Origin of the sequence: Streptomyces sp. NPDC050448, assembly GCF_040655295.1 — a bacterium.
Lineage (GTDB): Bacteria > Actinomycetota > Actinomycetes > Streptomycetales > Streptomycetaceae > Streptomyces.
The window spans coordinates 1-24,342 of record NZ_JBFAJR010000009.1 but is presented as its reverse complement, the minus strand read 5'-3'; the positions used below and the strand labels follow the sequence as shown (position 1 = coordinate 24,342).

General features: G+C 73.0%; 22 protein-coding genes. 8 read left to right on the top strand and 14 right to left on the bottom strand.

Annotated features, from left to right (window positions below):
* Window positions 1-112 precede the first annotated feature (112 nt).
* From AB0I68_RS13630 to AB0I68_RS13610, 5 genes are all read right to left on the bottom strand, one after another.
* On the bottom strand, window positions 113-2,251 hold the full coding sequence (locus AB0I68_RS13630; protein WP_363177431.1) for a 3-hydroxyacyl-CoA dehydrogenase NAD-binding domain-containing protein: 2,139 nt from the start codon (window positions 2,249-2,251) through the stop codon (window positions 113-115).
* On the bottom strand, window positions 2,248-3,474 hold the full coding sequence (locus AB0I68_RS13625) for an acetyl-CoA C-acyltransferase (protein WP_363177430.1): 1,227 nt from the start codon (window positions 3,472-3,474) through the stop codon (window positions 2,248-2,250). The genes AB0I68_RS13630 and AB0I68_RS13625 overlap by 4 nt, the downstream gene beginning before the upstream one ends.
* Window positions 3,475-3,783: 309 nt before the next feature.
* Window positions 3,784-5,058: a ribonuclease D gene (locus tag AB0I68_RS13620; protein ID WP_363177429.1), complete on the bottom strand. Its 1,275-nt coding sequence runs from the start codon at window positions 5,056-5,058 to the stop codon at window positions 3,784-3,786.
* 125 nt (window positions 5,059-5,183) lie between these two features.
* Window positions 5,184-5,846 (bottom strand): response regulator transcription factor, encoded by a 663-nt coding sequence (locus AB0I68_RS13615; RefSeq protein ID WP_069922445.1) that lies wholly within the window; start codon window positions 5,844-5,846, stop codon window positions 5,184-5,186.
* A gap of 341 nt (window positions 5,847-6,187) precedes the next feature.
* Window positions 6,188-6,844: a DUF3000 domain-containing protein gene (locus AB0I68_RS13610; RefSeq protein WP_363177428.1), complete on the bottom strand. Its 657-nt coding sequence runs from the start codon at window positions 6,842-6,844 to the stop codon at window positions 6,188-6,190.
* A 187-nt stretch (window positions 6,845-7,031) separates the two neighbouring features.
* On the opposite strand from AB0I68_RS13610, the gene hemE reads away from it, so the two are divergent.
* A complete protein-coding gene (gene hemE / locus AB0I68_RS13605) occupies window positions 7,032-8,039 on the top strand; it encodes a uroporphyrinogen decarboxylase (RefSeq protein ID WP_363177560.1) in 1,008 nt (335 codons plus the stop codon).
* 116 nt (window positions 8,040-8,155) lie between these two features.
* Here the strand turns inward: hemE and AB0I68_RS13600 are convergent, their stop codons facing one another.
* Window positions 8,156-9,556, bottom strand: coding sequence for an FAD-dependent oxidoreductase (locus AB0I68_RS13600; RefSeq protein WP_363177427.1), 1,401 nt, complete (start codon window positions 9,554-9,556; stop codon window positions 8,156-8,158).
* Between the two features lie 52 nt (window positions 9,557-9,608).
* Between AB0I68_RS13600 and AB0I68_RS13595 the strand changes: the two genes are divergently transcribed.
* The 3 genes from AB0I68_RS13595 to hemQ all read left to right on the top strand — a co-directional run bounded on the left by AB0I68_RS13595 (window position 9,609) and on the right by hemQ (window position 12,172).
* Window positions 9,609-9,851 (top strand): hypothetical protein, encoded by a 243-nt coding sequence (locus tag AB0I68_RS13595; protein WP_363177426.1) that lies wholly within the window; start codon window positions 9,609-9,611, stop codon window positions 9,849-9,851.
* Window positions 9,852-9,944: 93 nt separating this feature from the next.
* Window positions 9,945-11,435, top strand: a complete 1,491-nt coding sequence (gene hemG, locus AB0I68_RS13590) for a protoporphyrinogen oxidase (RefSeq protein WP_363177425.1) — start codon at window positions 9,945-9,947, stop codon at window positions 11,433-11,435.
* A 23-nt stretch (window positions 11,436-11,458) separates the two neighbouring features.
* Complete coding sequence (gene hemQ, locus AB0I68_RS13585; RefSeq protein WP_030294100.1) at window positions 11,459-12,172, top strand: hydrogen peroxide-dependent heme synthase; 714 nt, start codon at window positions 11,459-11,461, stop codon at window positions 12,170-12,172.
* A 169-nt stretch (window positions 12,173-12,341) separates the two neighbouring features.
* On the opposite strand, the gene AB0I68_RS13580 is transcribed toward hemQ, so the two are convergent.
* The 5 genes from AB0I68_RS13580 to AB0I68_RS13560 all read right to left on the bottom strand — a co-directional run bounded on the left by AB0I68_RS13580 (window position 12,342) and on the right by AB0I68_RS13560 (window position 18,680).
* Window positions 12,342-14,408, bottom strand: coding sequence for an alpha/beta hydrolase (locus AB0I68_RS13580; protein ID WP_363177424.1), 2,067 nt, complete (start codon window positions 14,406-14,408; stop codon window positions 12,342-12,344).
* Window positions 14,409-14,505: 97 nt separating this feature from the next.
* Window positions 14,506-15,258, bottom strand: a complete 753-nt coding sequence (locus AB0I68_RS13575) for a TIGR04222 domain-containing membrane protein (RefSeq protein WP_363177559.1) — start codon at window positions 15,256-15,258, stop codon at window positions 14,506-14,508.
* Window positions 15,259-15,290: 32 nt separating this feature from the next.
* Window positions 15,291-16,406 (bottom strand): TIGR04222 domain-containing membrane protein, encoded by a 1,116-nt coding sequence (locus AB0I68_RS13570; RefSeq protein WP_363177423.1) that lies wholly within the window; start codon window positions 16,404-16,406, stop codon window positions 15,291-15,293.
* Entirely contained in the window at window positions 16,403-17,701 is a 1,299-nt protein-coding gene (locus tag AB0I68_RS13565) for a DUF692 domain-containing protein (protein ID WP_363177558.1), read from the bottom strand. Before AB0I68_RS13565 ends, AB0I68_RS13570 begins: the two co-directional genes overlap by 4 nt.
* A 475-nt stretch (window positions 17,702-18,176) precedes the next feature.
* Window positions 18,177-18,680, bottom strand: coding sequence for a hypothetical protein (locus AB0I68_RS13560; RefSeq protein WP_363177422.1), 504 nt, complete (start codon window positions 18,678-18,680; stop codon window positions 18,177-18,179).
* 205 nt (window positions 18,681-18,885) lie between these two features.
* Here AB0I68_RS13560 and AB0I68_RS13555 point away from each other — a divergent pair, with 205 nt between their 5' ends.
* Window positions 18,886-19,161: a hypothetical protein gene (locus AB0I68_RS13555; protein ID WP_363177421.1), complete on the top strand. Its 276-nt coding sequence runs from the start codon at window positions 18,886-18,888 to the stop codon at window positions 19,159-19,161.
* On the opposite strand, the gene AB0I68_RS13550 is transcribed toward AB0I68_RS13555, so the two are convergent.
* The 3 genes from AB0I68_RS13550 to AB0I68_RS13540 form a co-directional block, all read right to left on the bottom strand.
* Window positions 19,142-19,807, bottom strand: a complete 666-nt coding sequence (locus tag AB0I68_RS13550; protein ID WP_363177420.1) for an HAD family hydrolase — start codon at window positions 19,805-19,807, stop codon at window positions 19,142-19,144. The genes AB0I68_RS13555 and AB0I68_RS13550 overlap by 20 nt on opposite strands.
* 464 nt (window positions 19,808-20,271) lie before the next feature.
* Complete coding sequence (locus AB0I68_RS13545) at window positions 20,272-21,504, bottom strand: MFS transporter (protein ID WP_363177419.1); 1,233 nt, start codon at window positions 21,502-21,504, stop codon at window positions 20,272-20,274.
* Window positions 21,505-21,661: 157 nt separating this feature from the next.
* Entirely contained in the window at window positions 21,662-22,243 is a 582-nt protein-coding gene (locus AB0I68_RS13540; protein WP_363177418.1) for a TetR/AcrR family transcriptional regulator, read from the bottom strand.
* Between the two features lie 75 nt (window positions 22,244-22,318).
* Between AB0I68_RS13540 and AB0I68_RS13535 the strand changes: the two genes are divergently transcribed.
* The 3 genes from AB0I68_RS13535 to AB0I68_RS13525 all read left to right on the top strand — a co-directional run bounded on the left by AB0I68_RS13535 (window position 22,319) and on the right by AB0I68_RS13525 (window position 24,332).
* Window positions 22,319-23,335: an alpha/beta hydrolase gene (locus AB0I68_RS13535; RefSeq protein WP_363177417.1), complete on the top strand. Its 1,017-nt coding sequence runs from the start codon at window positions 22,319-22,321 to the stop codon at window positions 23,333-23,335.
* A gap of 276 nt (window positions 23,336-23,611) precedes the next feature.
* A complete protein-coding gene (locus AB0I68_RS13530; protein ID WP_363177416.1) occupies window positions 23,612-23,758 on the top strand; it encodes a hypothetical protein in 147 nt (48 codons plus the stop codon).
* A 40-nt stretch (window positions 23,759-23,798) separates the two neighbouring features.
* Window positions 23,799-24,332: a flavoprotein gene (locus tag AB0I68_RS13525; protein WP_363177415.1), complete on the top strand. Its 534-nt coding sequence runs from the start codon at window positions 23,799-23,801 to the stop codon at window positions 24,330-24,332.
* Window positions 24,333-24,342 lie beyond the last annotated feature (10 nt).

Sequence of the window (24,342 nt, the reverse complement as noted above, 5' to 3'; positions counted from 1 at the left end):
GGGCTGGGCCGGAGCCGGGCCCGCCCGCCCGCGGAACGGCGGACGCCCGCCCCCGCGAGGGGACGGGCGTCCGCGGTGCTCACGCACCGCCAGGCGCAGGGGCGTACGGGCCTCAGGCCGGGACGCTCGCCAGACCCGGGGCGAGGAACTTCTTGCCGTTCACGCGCTCCGAGACACCCTCGCGGTCCAGGTACGGCGTGATGCCGCCCAGGTGGAAGGGCCAGCCGGCGCCCGTGATGAGGCAGAGGTCGATGTCCTGGGCCTCGGCCACGACACCCTCCTCCAGCATCAGGCCGATCTCCTGCGCCACCGCGTCCAGGACACGGTCGCGGACCTGCTCCTCCGTCAGGACGGAGTCGCCCTGCACCAGAAGGGCGGCGACCTCGGGGTCCAGCTCCGGCTTGAAGTCGTTCTCGGCGGAGTAGACGTAGAAGCCGCGCTTGCCGGCCTTGACGACCGCCGCCAGGTTCGGCGAGACGGTGAAGCGCTCCGGGAAGGCGCGGTTCAGGGTCTCGGAGACGTGCAGGCCGATCGCCGGGCCGACGAGCTCCAGCAGCACCAGCGGGGACATCGGCAGGCCGAGCGGCTCGATGGCCTTCTCGGCGGTGACCACCGGGGTGCCCTCGTCGATGACGTTCTGGATCTCGCCCATGAAGCGGGTCAGGATGCGGTTCACGACGAACGCCGGGGCGTCCTTGGTGAGGACCGCGGTCTTCTTCAGCTTCTTGGCGACACCGAAGGCCGTGGCCAGCGAGGCGTCGTCGGTCTGCTCACCGCGGACGATCTCCAGCAGCGGGAGGATCGCGACCGGGTTGAAGAAGTGGAAGCCGACCACGCGCTCCGGGTGCCGGAGCTTGGAGGCCATCTCCGACACCGACAGCGAGGAGGTGTTGGTGGCGAGGATCGCGTGCGCCGGGGCGACCGCCTCGACCTCCGCGAACACCTTCTGCTTGACGGACATCTCCTCGAACACGGCTTCGATGATGAAGTCCGCGTCCGCGAAGCCCTCGGCCTTGTCCAGGACGCCGGTCACCAGGGCGGTCAGGCGGTTGGCCTTGTCCTGGTTGATGCGGCCCTTGCCGAGCAGCTTCTGGATCTCGGCGTGGACGTAGCCCACACCCTTGTCCACGCGCTCCTGGTCGATGTCGGTGAGGACCACCGGCACCTCGAGGCGGCGCAGGAAGAGCAGCGCCAGCTGCGAGGCCATCAGGCCCGCGCCGACGACGCCGACCTTGGTGACCGGACGGGCCAGGGACTTGTCCGGGGCGCCGGCCGGGCGCTTGGCGCGCTTCTGGACCAGGTTGAAGGCGTAGATGCCGGAGCGCAGCTCGCCGCCCATGATGAGGTCGGCCAGGGCCGTGTCCTCGGCGTCGAAGCCCTTCTGCAGGTCGCCGTCCTTCGACGCCTCGATGATCTCCAGGGCGCGGTAGGCGGCCGGGGCCGCGCCGTGCACCTTGGAGTCCGCGATGAAGCGGCCGCGGGCGACCGCCGCGTCCCAGCCCTCGCCGCGGTCGATCTCCGGGCGGGAGACCTCGGTGGTGCCGTTCAGCACGTTCGCGGTCCAGAGCAGCGACTGCTCCAGGAAGTCCGCGCCCTCGAACAGCGCGTCGGCGATGCCGAGCTCGAAGACCTGCTTGCCGCGCAGCTGCTTGTTCTGGTTCAGCGAGTTCTCGATGATCACCGAGACCGCGCGGTCCGCGCCGATCAGGTTCGGCAGGATGGTGCAGCCGCCCCAGCCGGGAACCAGGCCGAGGAAGACCTCGGGGAGCGAGAAGGCCGGGATGGCCTTCGAGACGGTGCGGTAGGTGCAGTGCAGGCCGACCTCGACGCCGCCGCCCATCGCCGCGCCGTTGTAGTACGCGAAGGTGGGGACGGCCAGCGCCGAGAGGCGCTTGAAGACGTCGTGGCCGCCCTTGCCGATGGCGAGGGCCTCGTCGTGCTGCTTCAGCAGCTCGACGCCCTTGAGGTCGGCGCCGACCGCGAAGATGAACGGCTTGCCGGTGATGCCCGCACCGATGATGGAGCCCGCGAGGGCCTCCTGCTCGACCTGGTCGATCGCCGCGTTCAGGTTGGCGAGGGACTGCGGGCCGAAGGTGGTCGGCTTGGTGTGGTCGAAGCCGTTGTCCAGCGTGATGAGCGCGAAGCGCCCGGCGCCGAAGGGCAGGTCCAGGTGGCGGACGTGCGCGGCGGTGACGACCTCGTCCGGGAACAGCTCGGCCGCGCCCTTCAGGAGCTCAGTGGTGGTGCTCACTTGGAGTCTCCCTCGGTGTTGAAGTGCGGGTTCTCCCAGATGACCGTCGCGCCCATGCCGAAGCCGACGCACATGGTGGTCAGGCCGTAGCGGACGTGCGGCTGCTCTTCGAACTGGCGGGCCAGCTGCGTCATCAGGCGGACGCCGGAGGAGGCGAGCGGGTGGCCGAACGCGATCGCGCCGCCGTACTGGTTCACGCGGGCGTCGTCGTCGGCGATGCCGTAGTGCTCCAGGAAGGCGAGGACCTGGACCGCGAAGGCCTCGTTGATCTCGAACAGGCCCATGTCCTCGATGGACAGGCCGGCCTGGGCGAGGGCCTTCTCGGTGGCCGGGATCGGGCCGTAGCCCATGACCTCCGGCTCGACACCCGCGAAGGAGTACGAGACGAGGCGCATCTTGACCGGGAGGTTGTTCTCGCGGGCGAAGTCCTCGGACGCGATGATCGCGGCGGTGGCACCGTCGTTGAGACCGGCGGCGTTGCCCGCGGTGACCCGGCCGTGCGTACGGAACGGGGTCTTCAGGCCGGCCAGGTTCTCCAGCGTGGTGCCCGGGCGCATCGGCTCGTCGGTGGTGACCAGGCCCCAGCCCGTCTCACCGGCCGCCTCGTTGGTGTTGCGCACCGAGATCGGGACCAGGTCCTGCTGGATCTTGCCGTCGGCGTACGCCTTGGCGGCCTTCTCCTGCGAGCGCACGGCGTACTCGTCGGCGCGGAGCTTGGTGATCGTCGGGTACCGGTCGTGCAGGTTCTCGGCGGTCATGCCCATGAAGAGGGCGGACTCGTCGACCAGCTTCTCCGAGACGAAGCGCGGGTTCGGGTCGACGCCCTCGCCCATGGGGTGGCGGCCCATGTGCTCGACACCGCCGGCGAGGGCGACGTCGTACGCACCGAAGGCCACGCCGCCCGCGACGGCGGTCACGGCGGTCAGCGCGCCGGCGCACATGCGGTCGATGGAGTAGCCCGGGACGGACTGCGGGAGGCCCGCGAGGATCCCGGCGGTGCGGCCCAGCGTCAGGCCCTGGTCACCGATCTGCGTGGTCGCGGCGATGGCGACCTCGTCGATCTTCTTGGGGTCCAGGTCCGGGTTGCGGCGCAGCAGCTCCCGGATCGCCTTCACGACGAGGTCGTCGGCGCGGGTCTCGTGGTAGATGCCCTTCGGGCCCGCCTTGCCGAACGGGGTGCGGACGCCGTCGACGAAGACGACGTCCCTGACGGTACGAGGCACGTTGGCTCTCCTCCAGGTACGGGATGGCGCTGCTGCGCGGGGGCGCCTCGGCATACGTTGCTGAGCGCCCGCTCACCCGGCCCATGCTACTTGCGGGTAACCAATGTGCACACCCCCTCCCCGAGGAGCGGCGAACGTCACACTCCGGCCCGCGCCGCCGCGCCGTGCGCCCCGGCCGCGCGCGCGGCGGTGAGCCCGGCCGAGGGCAAGGCCGAGGGTGCGACCAGCGGAAGCCACGACCGGGACGAGAACGGGGTCCCCACTCCCTTGGAGTGAGGACCCCGCGCACGCATGCGGCAGGCCGGCCGGTCAGGCGCCGGCCGCGGCCAGGGCCGTGACCAGGGCCGGCGTCACCTGTTCGATCTGCCAGGGGCGTGCGCCGTAGCCCGCGAGGGCCTGCGCCACCGCGTCCGCCTCGAGCCGCTGCGGCGGCTCCCAGCACAGCCGGCGGACCGTGTCGGGGGTGATCAGGTTCTCCTGGGGCAGGTTCAGCCCCTCCGCGAGCGCCGAGACGGCCGTCCGTGCCGCCGACAGCCGCGCCGCGGCCGCCGGGTCCTTGTCCGCCCAGGAACGCGGCGGCGGCGGACCCGCCGGGGTCGCCCCCGGCTGCGGAAGCTCGCTCTCCGGCAAGGCCTTCGCACGGTCCACGGCGGCCATCCACAGGTCCAGCTGGCGCCGGCCCATCCGCTGCCCGTACCCGGGCAGGGCGGACAGCGCGTGCACGTGCGCCGGCAGCGCGAGCGCGGCCTCGACGATCGCGGCGTCCCCCAGCACCTTGCCGGGCGATACGTCACGCCGCTGCGCGATCCGGTCCCGGGACTCCCACAGCTCCCGTACGACGGCCATCTGCCGGCGCCGGCGCACCTTGTGCATGCCGGACGTACGGCGCCACGGATCCTTGCGCGGCGGCGCGGGCGGGGCGGCGGCGATGGCGTCGAACTCCTGCCGGGCCCATTCCAGCTTGCCCTGCCGGTCCAGTTCCTTCTCCAGCGCGTCCCGCAGGTCCACCAGCAGCTCCACGTCGAGTGCGGCGTAGCGCAGCCACGGCTCGGGGAGCGGGCGGGTGGACCAGTCGACGGCGGAGTGGCCCTTCTCCAGCGCGTAGCCGAGCACGCTCTCGACCATCGCGCCCAGTCCGACCCGCGGGAAGCCGGCGAGGCGGCCGGCCAGCTCGGTGTCGAACAGGGAGGTGGGAACCATGCCTATTTCGCGCAGGCACGGCAGGTCCTGGGTGGCGGCGTGCAGGATCCACTCGGCGGAGGACAGGGCCTCGCCCAGTGCGGACAGGTCGGGGCAGCCGACCGGGTCGATCAGCGCGGATCCTGCGCCCTCGCGGCGCAGCTGCACCAGATAGGCGCGCTGGCCGTAGCGGTATCCGGAGGCGCGCTCGGCGTCGACGGCCACGGGCCCGGTGCCCGCGGCGAAGGCCGCGACCACCCGGGCGAGTGCGTCCTCGTCGGCGACCACCGGAGGGATCCCCTCACGGGGCTCGAGCAACGGAATCGGCGCCTTTTCGACGTCGTCCGGGGGGCCGCCCCCGGTGGTGGTGCGCAGGTCTGCTGCGGTCTCTTGGGCGTCGGTCACCGCTCAAGGGTATCCGCGGATACGGCGCGCCCGTCGCCGGAACGTTCCGGCGACGGGCGCGAGGTGGAGGCGCGGGCGTTTCCCCGGCTCCCCCGGATGTTTCCCCGGGAGCTGCCGGGCGGGTGTCAGTGGATGATCCCGGTCCGCAGTGCGACGGCGACCATCCCGGCCCGGTCGCCGGTGCCCAGCTTGCGGGCGATCCGGGCGAGGTGGGACTTGACGGTCAGGGCGGACAGGCCCATCGAGACGCCGATGGCCTTGTTGGACTGGCCCTCCGCGACGAGGCGCAGGACCTCGACCTCGCGGCCGGAGAGCTCGCGGTAGCCGCCCGGGTGGCTCGGAGCACCCGGGGGGCGGCGGTGCATACGGGCGGCGGCGGCACCGATGGGGGCGGCGCCGGGCCGGCTCGGAAGCCCGATGTTGGTCCGCGTGCCGGTGACGACGTAGCCCTTCACTCCGCCCGCGAGGGCGTTGCGTACGGCGCCGATGTCGTCGGCGGCGGACAGGGCCAGGCCGTTCGGCCAGCCCGCGGCGCGGGTCTCGGAGAGCAGGGTGAGACCGGAACCGTCGGGCAGGTGTACGTCGGCCACGCAGATGTCGCGCGGGCTGCCGACGCGGGGGCGGGCCTCCGCGATGGACGACGCCTCGATCACGTCACGGACTCCGAGGGCCCACAGATGGCGGGTCACGGTGGAGCGGACGCGCGGGTCGGCCACGACGACCATGGCCGTCGGCTTGTTCGGGCGGTAGGCGACCAGGCTTGCGGGCTGCTCGAGAAGAACGGACACCTAGGCCTCCTGGGGGAGTGGCGGGACGGCCGGCTCGGGGAAGGAAGCCGGTGCGAACCGTGCGGATGGTCACTGACTCCTTCGGCACGTCACCCGCCCGGCTTTAGGGAATGATCACGATTTGGTGAGTAACAATTCGGGCAATTCGGACGCACGATCGATCATCGGGTGATCAGAAGCCCACAACGGGCGCCCGGTTCCGACACTCCGCCGCATGTGCTCGATCGACCGTTCTACGGGGCGCGGTGCATATCGGAGGGTTTCGGGGCTTCGCAGGGGGTCGGAAGGTCGGAGCGTGCGGAGGGCCGGCACCGCCCGCATGCCGCCGTACGGCGCCACGGCTACGGGTGGTGCGGACCGCGCCGCTGTGGCAGGGAGACCACACCCGTCCCCGAGTCCGTCGGCCCGACCGGCGGCAGCCCCGCGATCTGGCACAGCAGCTCGCACCACGCCGACAGGTGCGCCGAGGTGTCCGGCACCCCTCCCACGCCCTCGCGCGGCGTCCACGAGGCTCTGATCTCGATCTGCGTGGCCGGCCGCCGCTCCGCGAGCCCGCCGAAGTAGTGCGAGCTCGCCATGGTCACGGTCCCGCTCGCCTCCCCGTACGCGAGACTGCGCACCTCCAGCGCTCCCGTCAGCCAGGACCAGCACACCTCGGGCAGGAGGGGGTCCGCGGCCATCTCGGGCTCGAGCTCGGCGCGTACGAGCGTCACCAGCCGGAAGGTCCCGTGCCAGGCGTCGTGCCCGGCCGGATCGTGGAGCAGGATGAGCCGGCCGTCGGCCAGGTCGTCCTCGCCGTCCACGACCGCGGCCTCGAGGGCGTAGGCGTGCGGGGCCAGGCGTTGGGGCGGTCTCGCGGGGTCGATCTCGATCCCCGGACGCAGGCGAGCCTTCTTCAAGCCTTCGACCGCGCGTCGGAACGGGAGCGGGACGGAGCTCTCCTTCGCGCTGTCCATACCGTCAGCGCCATCTGAAAATCGTCCCTGAGCCGCAGCCATGCGGGGAAGACTAGGCGGAACGAGCGTCCTCGCGGCGCAGGGACACCCGTGCCGGGCCGGGCACTTCTTCATACGTGCGAAGATTTGCGGCGTGAGCGCCAACGACCTTCCCCTCGCTCGAGGCTCCGCCCGAGCTGGGGAGACCCCCTTCACGGGCCAGCCGAGTCAGACGTACGATTCCGCCTTCCTGAAGGCGTGCCGGCGAGAGCCGGTGCCGCACACCCCGGTGTGGTTCATGCGGCAGGCAGGGCGCTCGCTCCCCGAGTACCGCAAGGTGCGCGAGGGGACCCAGATGCTGGAGTCGTGCATGCGGCCCGACCTGGTCACGGAGATCACGCTGCAGCCGGTCCGCCGCCACAACGTGGACGCGGCGATCTTCTTCTCCGACATCGTGGTCCCGCTGAAGGCCATCGGCGTCGACCTGGACATCAAGCCGGGCGTCGGCCCGGTCGTCGCCCAGCCGATCCGCCGCCGCGAGGACCTCGCACAGCTGCGCGACCTCACCCCGGAGGACGTCTCGTACGTCACCGAGGCGATCGGCATGCTCACGGGTGAACTGGGCTCCACGCCGTTGATCGGTTTCGCCGGTGCGCCTTTCACTCTCGCGAGCTACCTGGTCGAGGGCGGCCCGTCGAAGAACCACGAGCACACCAAGGCCCTGATGTACGGGGACCCGGAGCTCTGGGCCGACCTGCTGGACCGCCTCGCCGAGATCACCTCCGCCTTCCTGAAGGTCCAGATCGAGGCAGGCGTCTCCGCCGTCCAGCTCTTCGACTCCTGGGTCGGTGCGCTCGCCCCGGCGGACTACCGCCGCTCGGTGATGCCGGCGTCGGCGAAGGTCTTCTCCGCCGTCGAGCACTACGGCGTCCCCCGGATCCACTTCGGCGTGGGCACGGGCGAACTGCTCGGCCTGATGGGCGAGGCCGGCGCGGACGTCATGGGCGTCGACTACCGGGTCTCGCTGGACGAAGCCGTCAAGCGGGTCGGACCGGGCAAGGCGCTCCAGGGGAACCTGGACCCGGCGGTGCTCTTCTCCACCGAGGAGGCCGTACGGGCGAAGACGGACGAGGTCCTCGCGGCGGCGTCCGGCCTGGAGGGCCACGTCTTCAACCTGGGCCACGGCGTCCTCCCGACGACCCCCCCGGACGCCCTGACCCGCCTGGTGGACTACGTCCACACCCGGACCCAGCGCTAACCCTCCCCTTTCGGATCTTGCAGGAGCAAGATCCGAAAGGGACGGCCCGGCCCTGCGGGACGCCGACGGGGCCGGAGCTGGTCCGGCCCCGAGCCGTGCGCCGCGGGGGGCGGGCCTCAGGAGGACGTTGCGCGGACCGCCGAGACGGCCTTGCGGGCCGCCACCAGGATCGGGTCCCAGACCGGGGAGAACGGCGGGGCGTAGCCCAGGTCCAGGGAGACGACCTGGTCCACCGTCATACCCGCCGTCAGGGCGACCGCCGCGATGTCCACCCGCTTCGCGGAACCCGCGCCGCCGACGATCTGGACGCCGAGCAGGCGGCCCGTGCGGCGTTCCGCGAGCATCTTGACCGTCATGTCCGCGGCCGTCGGGTAGTAGCCCGCCGTCGTCGTGGAGCTGATCGTCGCCGTGACGAAGCGCAGGCCCGCGGCCAGCGCGTCCTTCTCGCGCAGGCCCGTACGGGCGATCTCCAGGTCGCAGACCTTGCTCACCGCCGTGCCCACCACCCCCGGGAACGTGGCGTAGCCGCCACCCACGCCCGAACCGATCACCTGGCCGTGCTTGTTGGCGTGCGTGCCCAGCGGGATGTGCCGCATGCGGCCCGCCACCAGGTCCAGGACCTCCACGCAGTCGCCGCCCGACCAGATGTTCTCGTGGCCCCGGACCCGCAGGGAGAGGTCCGTGAGGACGCCGCCGGACTCGCCGAGCGGCAGCCCCGCCGCGCGGGCCAGCGCGGTGCGGGGCTCCACGCCGATGCCGAGGACGACCACGTCCGCCGGGTATTCGTCCCCCGCGGCCGTGGCCACCGCGCAGGCCCGGCCCGCCTCGTCCGTGCGGATCTTCGTGACCTCCGCCCCGGACACCGTACGGATCCCCATCCGGTTCATCGCGCCGTGCACCAGGGCGCCCATGTCCGGGTCCAGGGTCGCCATCGGCTGCTGCCCGCGGTGCAGGACCGTGACCTCGTACCCCCGCGCGACCAGCGCCTCCGCCATCTCCACGCCGATGTAGCCCGCGCCGACGACGACCGCCTTGCGGCCCTCCGTACGCTCCAGCCCCTCGGTGAATTCCAGAGAGGCCATCAGGCGCTGGCCGTCGTCCAGGGTCTGGACGCCGTGCACCCCGTGCGCGCCGATCCCGGGGAGCCGGGGCCGGACGGGCCGGGCCCCCGTGGCCAGCACGAGCTTGTCGTAGCCCGTCCAGGATTCGGATCCGGATTCCACATCGCGGGTACGGACCCGCCCCCCGGCGAGGTCGAGCTCCACCGCCTCCGTGCGCATGCGCAGGTCGATGTCCCGGGCACGGTGCTCCTCGGGCGTGCGGGCGATCAGCTCGTCCCGCCCGGCGACCTGGCCGCCGATCCAGTACGGGATCCCGCACGCCGAGTACGAGGTGAAGTGCCCGCGCTCGAAGGCCACGATCTCCAGCTCCGCCGGGCCCTTGAGCCGCCGGGCCTGTGACGCGGCGGACATCCCCGCCGCGTCACCGCCGATCACCACCAGTCGTTCCGTCGCCATCGTCCGCCCCGTCCTCCGCACCGCCGTCTCGTGGGGAACACGCTACGGCCGAATGCGTGTTCAGTCCGGAACGTGCGCCGATTCCGTCGGGTCCGCGGGCCTCGCCGTCGGGACGGCCGGGACCCGCGTCGGCGTCAGCCCCGCCTTCAGCCCCGCCTTCGGCCCCGCCTTCGGCTTCGCCGGGCGCAGCCGCCGGTACACGCGCGAGCACAGCAGCACCCGCGCGGCCGTCACCGCGAACGGCAGCAGCGGTCCCCCCCCCCGAGGATCGGCCGATGTCGCCGGTGTGACGTAGCGGGTTCCGCCGCGGGTTTCGCTCCGGCGGTCCCGATGCGGTCACGGTCCGGCCTCGGTGATCGTCCGGTGAACGGTCTGAGACGATGTGTCCATGCACGAAGCGGACATGCGTACGGACGGTGCGGCAGGCGCGGCGGTCGCGGACGGCGCCGGGAACGGCCGGCCGGCCCCGGCCGGCCACGCCGTCGTCATCGGCGGCGGCATCGCGGGCCTCGCCGCGGCCCACCGGCTGCTCGCCGACGGCCTGCGGGTCACCCTCCTGGAAGCCGGGCCGCGCCTCGGCGGCAAGCTGCTCGCCGGCGAGCTCGCCGGCGCCCCCGTCGACCTCGGCGCCGAATCCGTGCTCGCCCGCCGCCCCGAAGCCCTGGAGCTGGCCCGGGCCGTGGGCCTCGCCGAGGCCCTCCAGCCGCCCGCCACCGCCACCGCCCACCTGTGGACCCGCGGCGCGCTGCGGCCCATGCCGCGCGGCCACGTGATGGGCGTCCCCGGCGACCTGGCCCCGCTCGCCGCGTCCGGGGTGCTCTCCGCCGAGGGTCTGGCCCGGATCGAGGCCGAACGCGAGCTGCCGCCCGCCGAGATCGGCGAGGACGTCGCCGTCGGCGAGTACGTCGCCGCCCGCCTCGGCCGCGAGGTCGTCGACCGCCTGGTGGAACCCCTCCTCGGCGGGGTCTACGCCGGCAACGCCTACCGCATCTCCATGCGCGCCGCCGTTCCGCAGCTCTTCGAGGCCGCCCGTACGCACCGCTCGCTGGGCGACGGCGTACGCGAAATCCAGCACCGGGCCGCGCAGCAGCCCCAGCAGGCCGGTCCCGTCTTCTCCGGCATCGACGGCGGCATCGGACGGCTCCCGCAGGCCGTGGCCGAGGCCTGCCGGGCGGCCGGGGCGCGGATCAGCACCGGCACCGCCGTGCGCGAGGTCCAGCGCGGCGCCGGAGGCTGGAAGGTCGTCACCGACGCGGAGGTGATCGACGCCGACGCCGTGGTCCTGGCCGTCCCGGCCGGGCCCGCCGCCCGGCTTCTGGACGGGCTCGCGCCGGCCGCGGCCGCCGAGCTGCGGGCCGTCGAGTACGCCTCGATGGCCCTGGTGACGATGGCCTTCCGGCGCTCCGAGCTGCCCGCCGCGATCACCGAGGGCGGCGCCAGCGGATTCCTCGTACCGCCCGTCGACGGCCGGACCATCAAGGCCTCCACCTTCTCCAGCAACAAGTGGGCCTGGGCCGGCGCCGACCCCGGGCTCTTCCTGCTGCGCACCTCGGTCGGCCGGTACGGCGACGAGGGCGACCTGGGGCGCGAGGACTCCGAGCTGGTCGACGTCTCGCTGCTCGACCTCGGTGAGGCCGTGGGCCTCGCGGCCCGGCCGGTCGCCTCCACCGTCACCCGCTGGGACGGCGGTCTGCCCCAGTACCCGGTCGGCCACCTCGCCCGCGTGGCCCGGATCCGCGGCGCCGTCGAGGCCCTGCCCGGCCTCGCCCTGTGCGGCGCGCTGTACGACGGCGTGGGCATCCCGGCGTGCATCGCGAGTGCCGGCAAGGCAGCCGACGTGGTGATGGCCACGTTGGGCACCCCTGGCACCGACCACTGATCAGCACACGGGACAATGGACACATGACTGCACCAGAGAAGATTCCCAACGCGGGGAAGAAGGCGAAGGACCTCAACGAGGTCATCCGCTACACCCTGTGGTCCGTCTTCAAGCTGAAGGACGTCCTGCCCGAGGACCGCACCGGCTACGCCGACGAGGTCCAGGAGCTGTTCGACCAGCTGGCCGCCAAGGACATCACCGTCCGCGGCACCTATGACGTCTCCGGCCTGCGCGCCGACGCGGACATCATGATCTGGTGGCACGCCGAGACCTCGGACGAGCTGCAGACCGCGTACAACCTGTTCCGCCGGACCAGGCTGGGCCGCGCGCTGGAGCCGGTGTGGTCGAACATGGCCCTGCACCGCCCGGCCGAGTTCAACAAGTCGCACATCCCGGCCTTCCTGGCCGACGAGGTCGCGCGCGACTACGTCAGCGTCTACCCCTTCGTACGCTCGTACGACTGGTACCTGCTGCCCGACGAGGACCGCCGCCGCATGCTCGCGGACCACGGCAAGATGGCCCGCGGCTACCCCGACGTCCGCGCCAACACCGTCGCGTCCTTCTCGCTGGGCGACTACGAGTGGATGCTGGCCTTCGAGGCCGACGAGCTGTACCGCATCGTCGACCTCATGCGTCACCTGCGTGCCTCCGAGGCCCGTATGCACGTCCGTGAAGAGGTGCCTTTCTACACCGGACGCCGCAAGTCCGTCGCCGATCTGGTGGCCGGGCTCGCCTGATACCTCCCCTGGGGGGAAGGAACCGGAGGATTGACCTCCTCCGGTGGATCGGGAGGCTGGGCCTGTCTTTCGGATCAGGCCGGACCAGGCCGGCGCCGCGGACCCGGCCTGGTCCGGAAGACAGGCCCCAACCCCCGAAACGACGCAGCCGGAGACCCCGCCCGGAAGTTCAGACGACTGGCGGCAGCAGAGCCCTGGGTACCTTCCCGGGAGTCTTTGCTGCCCGGTCGTCCAGCGACACCGGTGCGGGCTCCGGATGCGGCGCACACGTGACACGCCACCCTGAGGTGTCACCCGTCAGCAGGTACCGCTCCACGTGACGGTCCACGCAGTCATTGCGTCCGCCGACCACTCCGTGAGTGCCGGCCCCCTCCTCCGTGACCAGCGCGGCCCCGCCGCCGAGCCGCCGCTGCAGCTCCAGCGCGCCCGGGTACGGAGTCGCCCCGTCCCGCTCCGCCGCGACGATCAGCGTGCGCGGGATCACCGCCGGCTGCGCCCCCACCGCCACCGGCTGCTGCCGTTCGCTGACCGGCCAGTACGCGCACGGCAGGTTCAGGAAGGCGTTGGCCCAGGTTTCGAAGGGCGCCCGGCGCGCCAGTTCGGTGTTGTCGCGGTCCCAGGTCTCCCAGTCCGCGGGCCAGGCGGCGTCGTTGCAGAGCACCGCCGTGTACACCGCCCGCGCGTTCTCGCGCGCGGCCGCCGACTTCGGGTCCGGGCGGGCCTGTTCGGCCAGCGGGCCCGGATCGCCGGCCAGGAAGGCGCTGAGCGCGGCCGCCCGCTCCGGCCAGACGTCGTCGTAGTACGCGGCCTGGAGGAAGGCGGCCTGGAGCTCGCCGGTGCCGACGGCCCCGCCCGCCGGAGTGCGCGCCACCGCGTCCCGCACGCGCTCGTAGCTCGCCTGTACGGCCGCCGGGGTGGCGCCGAGCCGGTACGTGGCGTGGTGCCGGGCGGCCCAGGCGCGGAAGTCGTGCCAGCGGCGCTCGAACCCCGTTGCCTGGTCGAGGTTGTCGAGGTACCAGATGCGGCGCGGATCGGGGTCGACCGCGGAGTCGAGGACCATCCGGCGGACGTGGCCGGGGTGGAGCGTGGCGTAGACGGCCCCCAGGTACGTGCCGTACGAGGCGCCCATGAAGGTCAGCTTCTCCTCGCCGAGCGCGGCGCGCAGGACGTGCAGGTCGCGGACGTTGTCGAGGGTCGAGTAGTACGGCAGGGCCGCGCCGGTGCGCTGCGCGCAGCCGCGGGCGTAGGCCTGGGCGGCGGCGATGCGCTGCTGCTTGTACGCGGCCGGGGGCTCCGCCGGGACCTGGGTGGGGCCCTGGCCGCGGGCGGCGGGGTCCTCGCAGGACAGCGGGGCGAAGCGGCCGACTCCGCGCGGGGCGTAGCCGACGAGGTCGTAGGCGGCGCCGATGCGCTCCCACTCGGGCAGGTCGGCGACGAGCGGGAAGAACATGCCGGAGGCGCCGGGACCGCCGGGGTTGTAGACGAGCGCACCCTGGCGCGCGGCGCCGCCGCGGCCGGTGGCGGCGACCCGGCTGACGGTGAGGGAGATCTGCGGGCCGTCGGGCCGGGCGTAGTCGAGCGGGACCCGGAGGGTCGCGCAGCGCACGGGGGAGGGCAGCTCCTCGACGGCGGCACAGGCCCGGAAATCGAGCCCGACGGTCCCGGCGGCCTTGGCGGCCTTGGCGGCCTTGGCGGGGCCAGGGCCTCCGGACCCGGGGTGGGTGGATGTCTCGGCGGGGCCGCGGCCTTCTGCGCCGCCGGGCGCGTCACGGTCTTCGGCGGGGCCGCGGCCCTCGGTGGCCTTGGCTGCGCCGGTGGCCGAGGCGCGTCGGGCCGTGGCGGCCTCGGCCGCGCGGCGGGCGACGACTTCGGCTCCGGCGTTCGCGGCGGCCGCCCTCGCGGCGCCTCCGGCGCCTCCGACGCCTCCGACGCCTCCGACGCTTCCGGCGCTCCCGGTGGTGCCGGCGCTTCCGGCGCTCCCGGTGCTCCCGGTGGTTCCGGTGCTCCCGGCGGCGCCAGGGCGTCCGGCGGTGGGGTTGGTGGGTGCCTCTGCGGTACCGCTGCCTCCGGCGCCTTTTCCGGCGCGGCCGGTGGTGGGTTCGGCGGCCGCCTTCGCGGCGGAGCCGGCGGGGTCCGGGCCGGGGGCGGTCGAGTGGGCCGGTGGGGTCGGGGCGCACAGGGTGAGGCAGAGCACCGCCGCGGCGACTCCGCAGCGTGCGAGCTGAGTCCGCATCATGGGCCGCCTTCATCTCTTCGGGTGAGCTGATGAGATGCGCTGGGCGGTTCCCTGTACAGGATCACCGCCGGGGTGTCGGCCGCAATCCCCCCGTTGCCTAGGCCAGTGCCGCCCGTAGAGCGGGATCCGTGAGCGCGCGGACCCCGCGCAGCGCCACGGCCGTGAGGGAGTCCCCGTGGCCGGCCTCCCCGTCCAGCGCGACGAGCAGCCGCTGCCCGGCCGGGGAGGCCCATGCGGAGTACGGGTAGGTCTCGAACCGGGCGATGGCCAGGCATCCCACGGTGAGCAGCAGCGGGAGCGCGAACCAGCACAGGATCACCGTGGCGCCGGTCCCGTCCGCCGGAACGCACAGTGCGGCCGCGGCCGTCGCGAGCACCAGCACGGTGGCCCGCCGCACGGCCCGGACCCCGCCGGCCACCCCGCTGCGTGCGGCGGCCGGCAGGGCGAGGCCGGCTTCGCGGAGCCGGTCCGCGAGGGCCCGTACGGCCTCGTCGCGGGCCGCCGCGCTCCGTACGGCGGGTACCGGCGACTGCCCGTCCGGCCCGAACGCGCCCAGCACGGACCGCTCGTGCGGATCCTGCCCCACCGGGTCGACGACGGTCGCCCACCCGGTGTGGGCCAGCAGCAGCCGCCGCTGGCGCTGCATGGACAGCAGCGTGAGCTCGGCGACCCGGCGGGGGCCGCCGGCGAGATAGGCGGCCTCGTACAGGTTCAGCTCGTCATGGCGGCGTCCGGCGCCCGCACCGCAGTCCGGCGCGGGCACCGCGGCCACGGCGGCGGCTCTCAGCAGCAGGGTGCACGACGCCAGCACCCCTGCCCAGGCCATCAGGAGGAGCAGGACCCAGAACATGGCTGATTCCCACGAGGTGTAGAAGTGCCCGGTCAGGAACTGCTGCCGCAGCTCGAACCGGACGAACTGCTGCAACTGGAGCTGCTGGAACAACTCGAACCGCTGGAACAACTGGAGCTGCTGGAACAGCTGGAGCTGCTGCTCGCGCAGCTGCTGCCGCCGCAGGAGCCGCAGCCGGAGCCCGGGGAACAGCTCGACCCCGAGGACCCACAGCCGGATCCCGTGGATCCGCAGCCGGACCCCGTGCTTCCCCCGCCGTCGCTGCCCGCGCACCATATGACGGGCAGGATCGCGGCGGAAGACCCGCAGGAGTCGGCGGGGGAAGCCGACGACGGGGCCGACGGGACCGACGGGGCCGACGACGAGCCGCGGCGTGCAGCGCGCGACTGGGCGGCCGCCAGCCTGGTGCTGCGGGCGGCCGGCACCAACTGCTCCCGCAGGTACGGGTCCCGCAGGCCGCGCAGCCCGTACAGAGCGGTCTGCACGTGCGGGGTCTGGTCGTTCAGGTACCGCGTGCGGATCTCGCGCAGCGCCGTCCGCCCCGCCGGGGTCAGCCGCTGCCTGGCCCGGGCGGCGAGGGCGCAGCCCATCACGATCCCGCCCGCCAGCGCGGGGAGCACCTTGAGGGCGAAAGGCACCTGCGGGCCGGGATCAATCGCCAGTGCCACGAACGTCAGGGGCAGCGAGAACACCACCCACACCCCGCACACCACGGCCTGGATCACCGCCCGGCGCCGCCACTTCCGCCCGGTGCCGGGCGCCGCGATCAGCCCGCGGGCGGCGAGCGCGTCGCCGGTCTCCTGGACGGCGGGAGCGACCATGGCGGCGTACCGCACCTGGTAGAGCCAGCCGGAAGGGGCCTGCCGATGGGCCTCGAGCACGGCCCGTTCGGCGGTGTCGACGGCCCGCGCCCCGGGGCGTACCCGGACGATCCCGGGACCGCCGACCACCAGCCGGCCGTCCCCGAGCATCGAGACGAGCGCGGTGTCCACGACCGCGCCGGGGCCGCCGGCCATGAACGCGGCCTCGGACAGGTCGTGCAGGCGCGCCAGACCGGCCGCGGGCGGCCGGGAGCGCCGTACGCCGCGGAAGAGCAGGACGGTGGAGACGACGACGGCGATCCAGATCGCGAGGGCGAGCACGTTCACGCCGCACGCCCCACGAGGGTCCGGGCCCAGCGCACGATCCGGCGCGGCGGCCGCGCCCCGACCCGGTCCTGCCACCAGGAGGTGAGCCGCCGCCGGGCGGCGGGGTCGGCGGGCAGGTCCTGGATCAGCAGGTGCTCGGCGAAGTCCAGCGCGTCCCGCCGGTATCCCGCGGTCATGGGGCGGTTGCGGGCGTACCCGAGGAAGGCCTCGCGGTACGGGTCCTCCCCGCCGAGGATCCCGGGCAGCTCGGGCGCGAGCTTCGCGACGACCCCGGCCCGCTTGGCGGCCAGGGCCCGCGCCTGCACCCGTACGCGCTGCCGGTCGAACCCCTCGGGCACGGGTGTCCCGGCCACCAGGGCCGACAACAGGGCAGCCTGCTCCACCCCGACGCGCAGCCGCGCCCGCTCCAGCTGCCCTGCCCGCGCTCCGGGCGCAGGGTCCGCGGCGGAGCCCCGGGGAGGAGAGGAAGGGCGGGTGGGGGACAGCCCCGCAGGGCCGGCCACCTCCCGGATCGCGGCCAGTTCCCCCGCCAGTTCGGCCTCCGCCGGGAAGTCGTCGTCCCGTTCCAGCAGCACACCGGGCGGGTCGACCCGCTTCCGCAGCTCCGCCAGGATGTCGAGGACCACCGCCGGAACCGGATGCGCGTGCGTGTCGTGCCACACCCCGCCCCGCTCCACGCCCCCGGCGACGTGCACGTACGCGAGCGCCTCCAGCGGGATCGCGTTCAGCACGGCGAACGGGTCCTCGCCCCGGTTCACCCGGTTCGTGTGCAGGTTGGCGACGTCGATCAGCAGCCGGACCCCCGTCCGCTCCACCAGCTCCGTCAGGAACTGCGCCTCCGTCAGCTCCTCCCCGGGCCACGAGATCAGTGCGGCGATGTTCTCGAGCGCCAGCGGCACCGGCAGGGCGTCCTGCGCGATCCGGACGTTCTCGCACAGCACGTCCAGCGCGTCCCGCGTCCGCTGGACGGGCAGCAGGTGACCCGCCTCCAGCGCCGGCGAGGCCGTCCGTACGAACGCGATGTGCTCGGTGACGATCGGCGCCCCCAGCGCCACCGCCCGCTCCCCGAGGGCGGCCAGCTTCCCCGCGTCGGGCCGGTCGGCCCCGCCGAGGCCCAGCGACACCCCGTGCGGCACGACGCGCACCCCGCGTTCGCGCAGCCGCAGCAGCGATGCGGGCAGGTGGCCGGGGCAGATGTTCTCGGCCACCACCTCGACCCAGTCCAGACCCGGCAGCCGCTCCACCGCGTCAGCGATCTCCGGTCGCCATCCGATGCCCACCCCCAGGTGCGCCATGGTCTTCATGTCCCCTCGCCCCCTCTCATCGGTCGTGTGCCGATGTCATGGCCCCGACGGAGTCAGGCCAACCGCGGAAAGGGACGTTCAGAGCAACATTTGAGGTTCCGCCGCCGGGCCCGGGGCCCGCCGGGCCCGGCGGGGCACCGGGCGAAGTCGCGATCAGTGTCAGCACCGCCACTGTTGCTCCGGCCTTCAGGCGCAGTGGCACCTGCCGACGTCGTCGGAGGGTCCGCACCACAGGCCGAGGTCATCCGGGCCGAGTGCGAAACCATCGCGAACCTGCCGCAGTACGGGACGAAGCGTGTTCTTCTGGCGCCCCGACTGCCCGGGCGCGGCGGTGCATCGGTGTGCGCACGCAGAAGGCAGGCCCGGATCCAGTGGATCCGGGCCTGCCTCGAAATGCCTGCGCGTTGTCGGCTCCAGGGGGTCGCTTTGCCGGTCGGCCGCTGGTGTGCAGGAGCCTGCCTTGAGCTCAGCTCTTGGCATTGGCCTCCGTATTGGCGAAGAACTCGTCGGCAATGGCGCGGGCACGGTCAACGTCGGTAAGCGGTTCGCCGATGATGCGCCCTGCCAGTTCGGTGGCCAGTCCGAGAACGTCCTCGCGAAGCTCGGCCTCGGCGATGACCCGGTCAGCTTCGAGCTGCACGGTGGCAGCGGCGACCAGTTCCTCACGCGCCCGCTGCCCCTCCGCGCGAACAGCGGCGAGCAGAGTTGCGCCTTCCTCGTGCGCAGCCTGACGGATCTGTGCGGCTTCGTGACGGGCGGCACTCAATTCGGCCTGGTACTCCGCGTGAATGCGCTGCGCCTCCAGCCGGAATTCCTCGGCCCGCTCAAGCGTGCCCGCGGTGACCTCTTCGCGCTCCGCGAGGGTCTTCTCGATCCTGGGAAGCAGGACCTTGGTCAGGGTGGCGAAGACTGCGAAGAAGGCGATGAGGCCGAGTATGAGCTCAATCAGATTCGGTTTCAGGGGTCCCATTATCTGATCATAGCGGCGTGCCGCCGGCCCCTGCTTCGAATGGCGTTAGCGAGACGGCTGGAAAATGCCTATGCAGTAACCAATATGACTAGACGTCAGTTCCGCGGTTTCGGTCCGGCGGCACGGTGCTCCCCGTCGGGGCGCCCTGTCAGGCCCGCAGCCGCGCCCGGAGCCCCTGCCACAGGCTCGCGAGACGCTGCTGGGCGTGCTGGACGGACTGACCGGGGACGACGACAAGCAGCGCACCGTCATCCTCGGCGACCTCGGCGCCGTCGAAGCCGCGGCCGGCCAGCCGGAGGCCGCCGCCGAGTACGCGCTCCGCGCGCTGGAACTGCTGGAGGTCCACTGGTACGCGACCGGGCTGGAGCGGGTCCGTGAGGTGCGGCGCGCACTCGGCCCGTGGGAGTACGAGCAGTACGTCCGCGACCTCGACGACCGGCTCTACGGCTGGGGGGCCGTGGTCAGCGCTCTCGCGTGTTGAACTCGGCGATCAGGGGGGACAACTCGGCGAGGCTGTCGATGCGGAACGTCGGCAGCTCACGGGCCTCGGTGGTGTCCCACTCGATCGTTGCCCACGGGCCCCGGCGGACGAGCGCGGTGTGCATGCCCGCGGCGGCGCCGGGGCGGAGGTCGTTGTCGACGCGGTCGCCCACGTACAAGATTTCCGATGGAGCCGCCGGAACGACGGCGGCGACCCGCTCGAAGAACTCGGGGTCGGGCTTGCTCGCCCCCCAGTCGTCCGATGTGCCGATGAGGTCCACGTCCTTCGTGAACAGTTCGCGGAGCAGGCCGCCTGCTCGTACGGTCTGGTTGCCGGCGATTCCGAGCCACAGCCCGTCGGCGCGGAGCTGCGCGAGGGCGGGCCGGACGTCCGGGTACAGGTCGTCCTCGCCGAACCACTCTGGCTTACCGGCGGCCGCGCGGGCCTCTCGCTCGGCCGTGAGGTCGAACCCCGGCTTGAACGGCTGGAAGACTTCGCGGTAGTCGCGGCCCTGGGCGATGACCGCGCCGAACATGGCAGCGAAGGTGTGGCGCGGTACGCCGAGCCAGTCGGCCCACGTTCCGTACTCGCGGGTCTCGTCGATCAGGCACTCACCGACATCGAACACCACAGCGCGAATCGTCATGGCGTCAGCGTACGCGGGCCTGGACGCACGAAAGCGTCCCCCGGCCCGCAGGCCGCGAGGGGGCCGGTGGTCGTGCTGTTCACGATCAGCCCCAGCGAGCCCGGGCGCCGTGCGGGTCACCGGCGGCGGTACGGTGCTCTCCGTCGGGGCGCCCTGTCAGGCCCGCAGCCGCGCCCGCAGCCGCGCCCGCAGCCGCGCCCGCAGCCGCGCCCGCAGGGCCGGGTGGTCCGCGACCACGGTCGTGAGATGGCGTCTGTTGCCGCGCCGGCGTACGGCGATGCGACGTTGTCGATGTTCGAGCTGGACTTCGTCGAGGTCGGTGAGCGTCGTCGGCTGCCGGTGGGCCAGGCGGCGAGCGGGCCCGCGCCGGCCTTCAGGGCTTGTGGCGGCTACGGCTCGATGCGTGGCGCACCCGCAACCGCGCAGCCGCCGCGGTTGCGGGTGGCGGTCCCTTCTGCTGTTGGTCAGCGTCGCGGGCTGGGTTCAGCCACTGTCTTGGTCGACCTGCGCTCCCTTGATGCGAGACGTTGCAGCGACGGGGCCGACTCCGGCGTCACACGAAGATGCAGTGCGGCGAGCAGTAGGCAGAACGCGGCCATGGCCGACCACAGTGCGGTCGTCCCCGCGTGGGCGAGCAGTTGGGTACCGAGGACGGGTGCGAGCGTCGCGGCGACGCCCCAGCTGGTGCCGAAGACGGCCAGGTAGCGTCCGGTTCCGCCGGGTGGCGCGAGGTCGGTGACGAGCGCGTAGACGCGGCCCATGACCAGCAGGTCGCCGAGGCTCTTCACAGCGGCTGAGGCGAGCAGCGCCGGCAGGGTGCGGGTGAGGGCGTAGCCGGTCAGCCCCGCGGCCAGGAGGAGGTGGGCGAGGGCGAGTGCGACGGGCGTGGTGAGCCTGGTCGCGCAGGGGAGGCGGATCAGTGGTTGGGCGAGCACGGTGGTGGCCGCGGCGGCGGTGAACAACAGCCCGGCGTCGGCGGCGGGCAGGCCCTGCCGCGCGAGTGCGAGCGGCAGGGTGATCACGGCCTGTTGGTTGATCAGGGCGTAGGCGGTTCCGGTGGCCAGGACGCTCAGCAGGGCTCGGTCGCGCAGCGGTCGTACGGCGGTGCCGTCCTGGTCCGCTCCAGGCGGTGCCGGGCGGTCGCGAGGCAGGGCCAGCCGGATCAGCAGTGCGCAGGCCAGGCAGGTGGCGGCGTCGGTGACGAAGAGCCAGCGCAGGTCCCAGCGGCCGAGGAGGGCGGCGAGCAGCCCGGCGCCCATCCCGCCCGCCGCGAGCGCGGCGCTGAACAGGCTGAACGCGCGCACCCGTTGCTCCTCTGGCACGGACTCGCCGATGATCGCCTGGCTCGGGGGCTCATAGAGCTCGAAGGCCAGCCCGAGCAGCACCGCCCCGACGACCGCCCAGGTGAGCGATGTGCAGACCGCGATCGCCAGCTGTGCGGCGGCGCATCCGCCAAGGCCGAGCACGATGGTCGTGCGCCGGCCGATCCGGTCGGCCAGGTGTCCTCCGGCCAGCCGCGAGGGGATCGTCGCGAGCCCGAAGGCGGCGCTGACCAGCCCGGCGGCGGTCAGGCTCGCGCCGTGGTCGGTGCTGATCAGCGCGGTGAGAAAGGGCAGTGAGAAAGCCCCGAGTCGGTTGACGACCCGGGCGAGTAACAGCAGGCGGACGGTGCGGGGCAGTGGTTCGGAGCGCGACACGGCGCCTCCTGTTCTCGTGAATCGTCAATGTCAGTGATCAGCGGGGGGCGGGGGTACGTGCGCCGATGTCCGTCTCGTCCTCGTGTGACCTGCGAGCCCTGACGCCGTCTGTGCCGGCCGTAGCATCGGTCTGCGCTGCCGGGTCGGCGATCCACCGTCAGGTCGGATCGACGCCGCGGGCGAAGTGCGGCAGCACCATCGCGACCAGGGCGTCGACATCGGCATCGACCATGGGTTCGCCGGTCATGCCCATCCGGTGGAGCAGGGTGCCGACGACGGCATCGATGAAGAACAGGACCCTGTTCTCCGGCTCGTCGAGCGCGTCCTGGAGGGCGAGGCGGTAGGGGTCCTGCAACCGTGCGGAGAGGACCTCGCGCAGGGCCGGGTCGCTGACGGCGTCGCTGAACACGCCCGCGAACGCGTCGCCCACCCCGGGCTCGCCGATCTTCGCCGCGATCCAGCGGATGGTCGAGGACATGAGCTCGGCCCGGTCGGCGCCCTCTTTCAGCGGCACCGGGCCGAACGCGTCGAGGAGGCAGTCCACGATCAGCGCGCCCTTCGACGGCCAGCGGCGGTAGATCGTCGTCTTCGCGATGCCGGCCGCGGCGGCGATGCGCTCGACCGTGGCGCGCGCGTAGCCGATTTCGTGGACCGCGCTCAGGGTGGCGGTGAAGACCTCGGCGTCGATGCCGGTGCGCGGGCGTCCGGGCGGTCGGGCGGGAGGAGGCATTCGAGTCATTCCCTCACCATAGCTAGTTCCGCTACCTTAGGTATCGATACCTAAGGTAGCGGAACCATTGGGGGAGGAGAAGGCATGAGCGGGGACAGTGGTGCGCGGCAGCCGTCGGCGAGCAGCAGCGGGTTGCGGCAGCAGGCATTGGGGGGCGAGCCGGACTGGGCGGCGATGACTGTCGAGGAACTGGCCGCCTACCGCGAGGCGGAGAACCGCAGGCGGGCGTCGCCTGCGATGCGGGCGATCACCGGGATGCCGGACCCCGGTGCCGCGATCGACTGGCAGTCGCTGGCGCTGCCCGGCCGCCGCCTGCCGGTCCGGGTCCACCGGCCGGTGCGCGAACGCGGCGCCGGCTCCGCCGACCAGGCGGCGGCCCTGCCCCTCGTACTCCACGTCCACGGCGGCGGGTTCGTGGGCACGGCGGTGCAGAGCGACTGGATCAACAGTCATCTCGCCGCCCAGTTGCCGGCCCTTGTCGTCTCGGTCGAGCACCGCCTCCTCGCCCCGGACACTGCGCTGTCGGCCGCCGCCGACGACGGCTGGGACGCGCTCGACCACCTGGTGCGGCACGCCGCCGACTGGGGCATCGACCCGGCGCGCATCGCTGTGTTCGGCGAGAGCTGCGGCGCACTGATCACCGCCCTGGCCGCCATCCGCGCCAGGCGGGCCGACCTGCAACTGCGGGCGCAGGTGCTGGTCAATCCCGTTGCGGACCTGACCGAAACCATGTTCGACCACCCCTCGGTCGCCGAGCACGCCCACAGCCCGACCCTGACCGTTCCCCAACTGCGGCTGTTGCACCGGCTCGCCGTCCCCTCGGGAACCGATCCCCGTGCACTGTCTCCGCTGCACGCCGGCAATCTCACCGGGATCGCCCCGGCGCTGGTGGTGGTGCCGACCCATGACCCGTTGGCCGACCACGGCCGCCGCTACGCCGAGCGCCTGCGCGCGGCCGGGACACCCGCGCGGCTGACCGAGTTCCCCGAGACCACGCACGCCTTCCTCAGCATGCCGGCCGTAGTGCCGCAGGCCGAGGCGGCACGGGCGGAGATCGCCGAGTTCCTCCGCGATGCCCTCGGTCGCCCTGGCGGCCGCTGACCATGTGAGTCCGACGGACGGGCCGCGGCGTCCGCCGACGACCTGCGGCCCGAACCGGGCGGTCAAAGTCGTCTGTCAAACGGTCATGATCACCTGCCAGAGGGCAATCGGTACCCCAGGCGGACGCAACCTGTGGGCCCTCGCGGCATACAGGCATCACGTGCAGGTACTCGGCTGCGGCCAAGCGGTGCGGGCGTGCCCGCATCCTGCCGGACGGGCCGGGGAGAGGTCACGGCAGGCTACGGCCTGTCGTGATCCACTTCTCCCGATCGGCCCTTGCCCCATGCCCGTTGCCCGGGCCCGTTGCTGGAGCGGGTCCGTGAGGTGCGGCGCGCACTCGGCCCGTGGGAGCACGAGCAGTACGTCCGCGACCTCGACGACCGCCTCTACGGCTGGGGGGCCGTGGTCAGCGCTCTCGCGTAGGTGGGTGGCCCGTACCTGCTGGCACAGGGTGTCGGCCTCGGTGACGAGGACCGGCTCCGGCCGGACCTTTGCGAGGTCTGGTTTCGGCCCGAGGTCGTATCTCTGCTCGGCTGCACCGCCCATCTTCGAGATTGCCGGGGTGGTGGAGGAGGCGCAGCGCCGCGGCTGGGATGTCTGTCTGGGGTTGACGCCGACGGCCGCCGACTGGCTGGAGGATTCCCTGCCCGGGCCGGCCGCCCTGACTGGGCACCCGGTGCGCTCGCGCTATAAGCGGCCCAGCCACCCGGACGTGTGGCCGCCAGCGGACGCCGTCCTCGTGGCTCCGGCGACGATGAACACGATCAACTCGTGGGCGCTCGGGATCACCGGCGCGTGGCTCGTCGGGTTCGTCGCCGAGGCGATCGGCAAGGGCATCCCACTGACCACGATGCCGTGCGTGAACTCGGCGTACGCCCAGCACCCGCAGTTCCCGCTGTCGCTGGAGATTTTGCGGACATCCTCGACGAACTCGGCGCGGGCCACGCCCGCCCGATGGCCGCGGCCTTCCTCGTCAACACGGTGGGCCCCTGGTTGAAGGCCGAGGC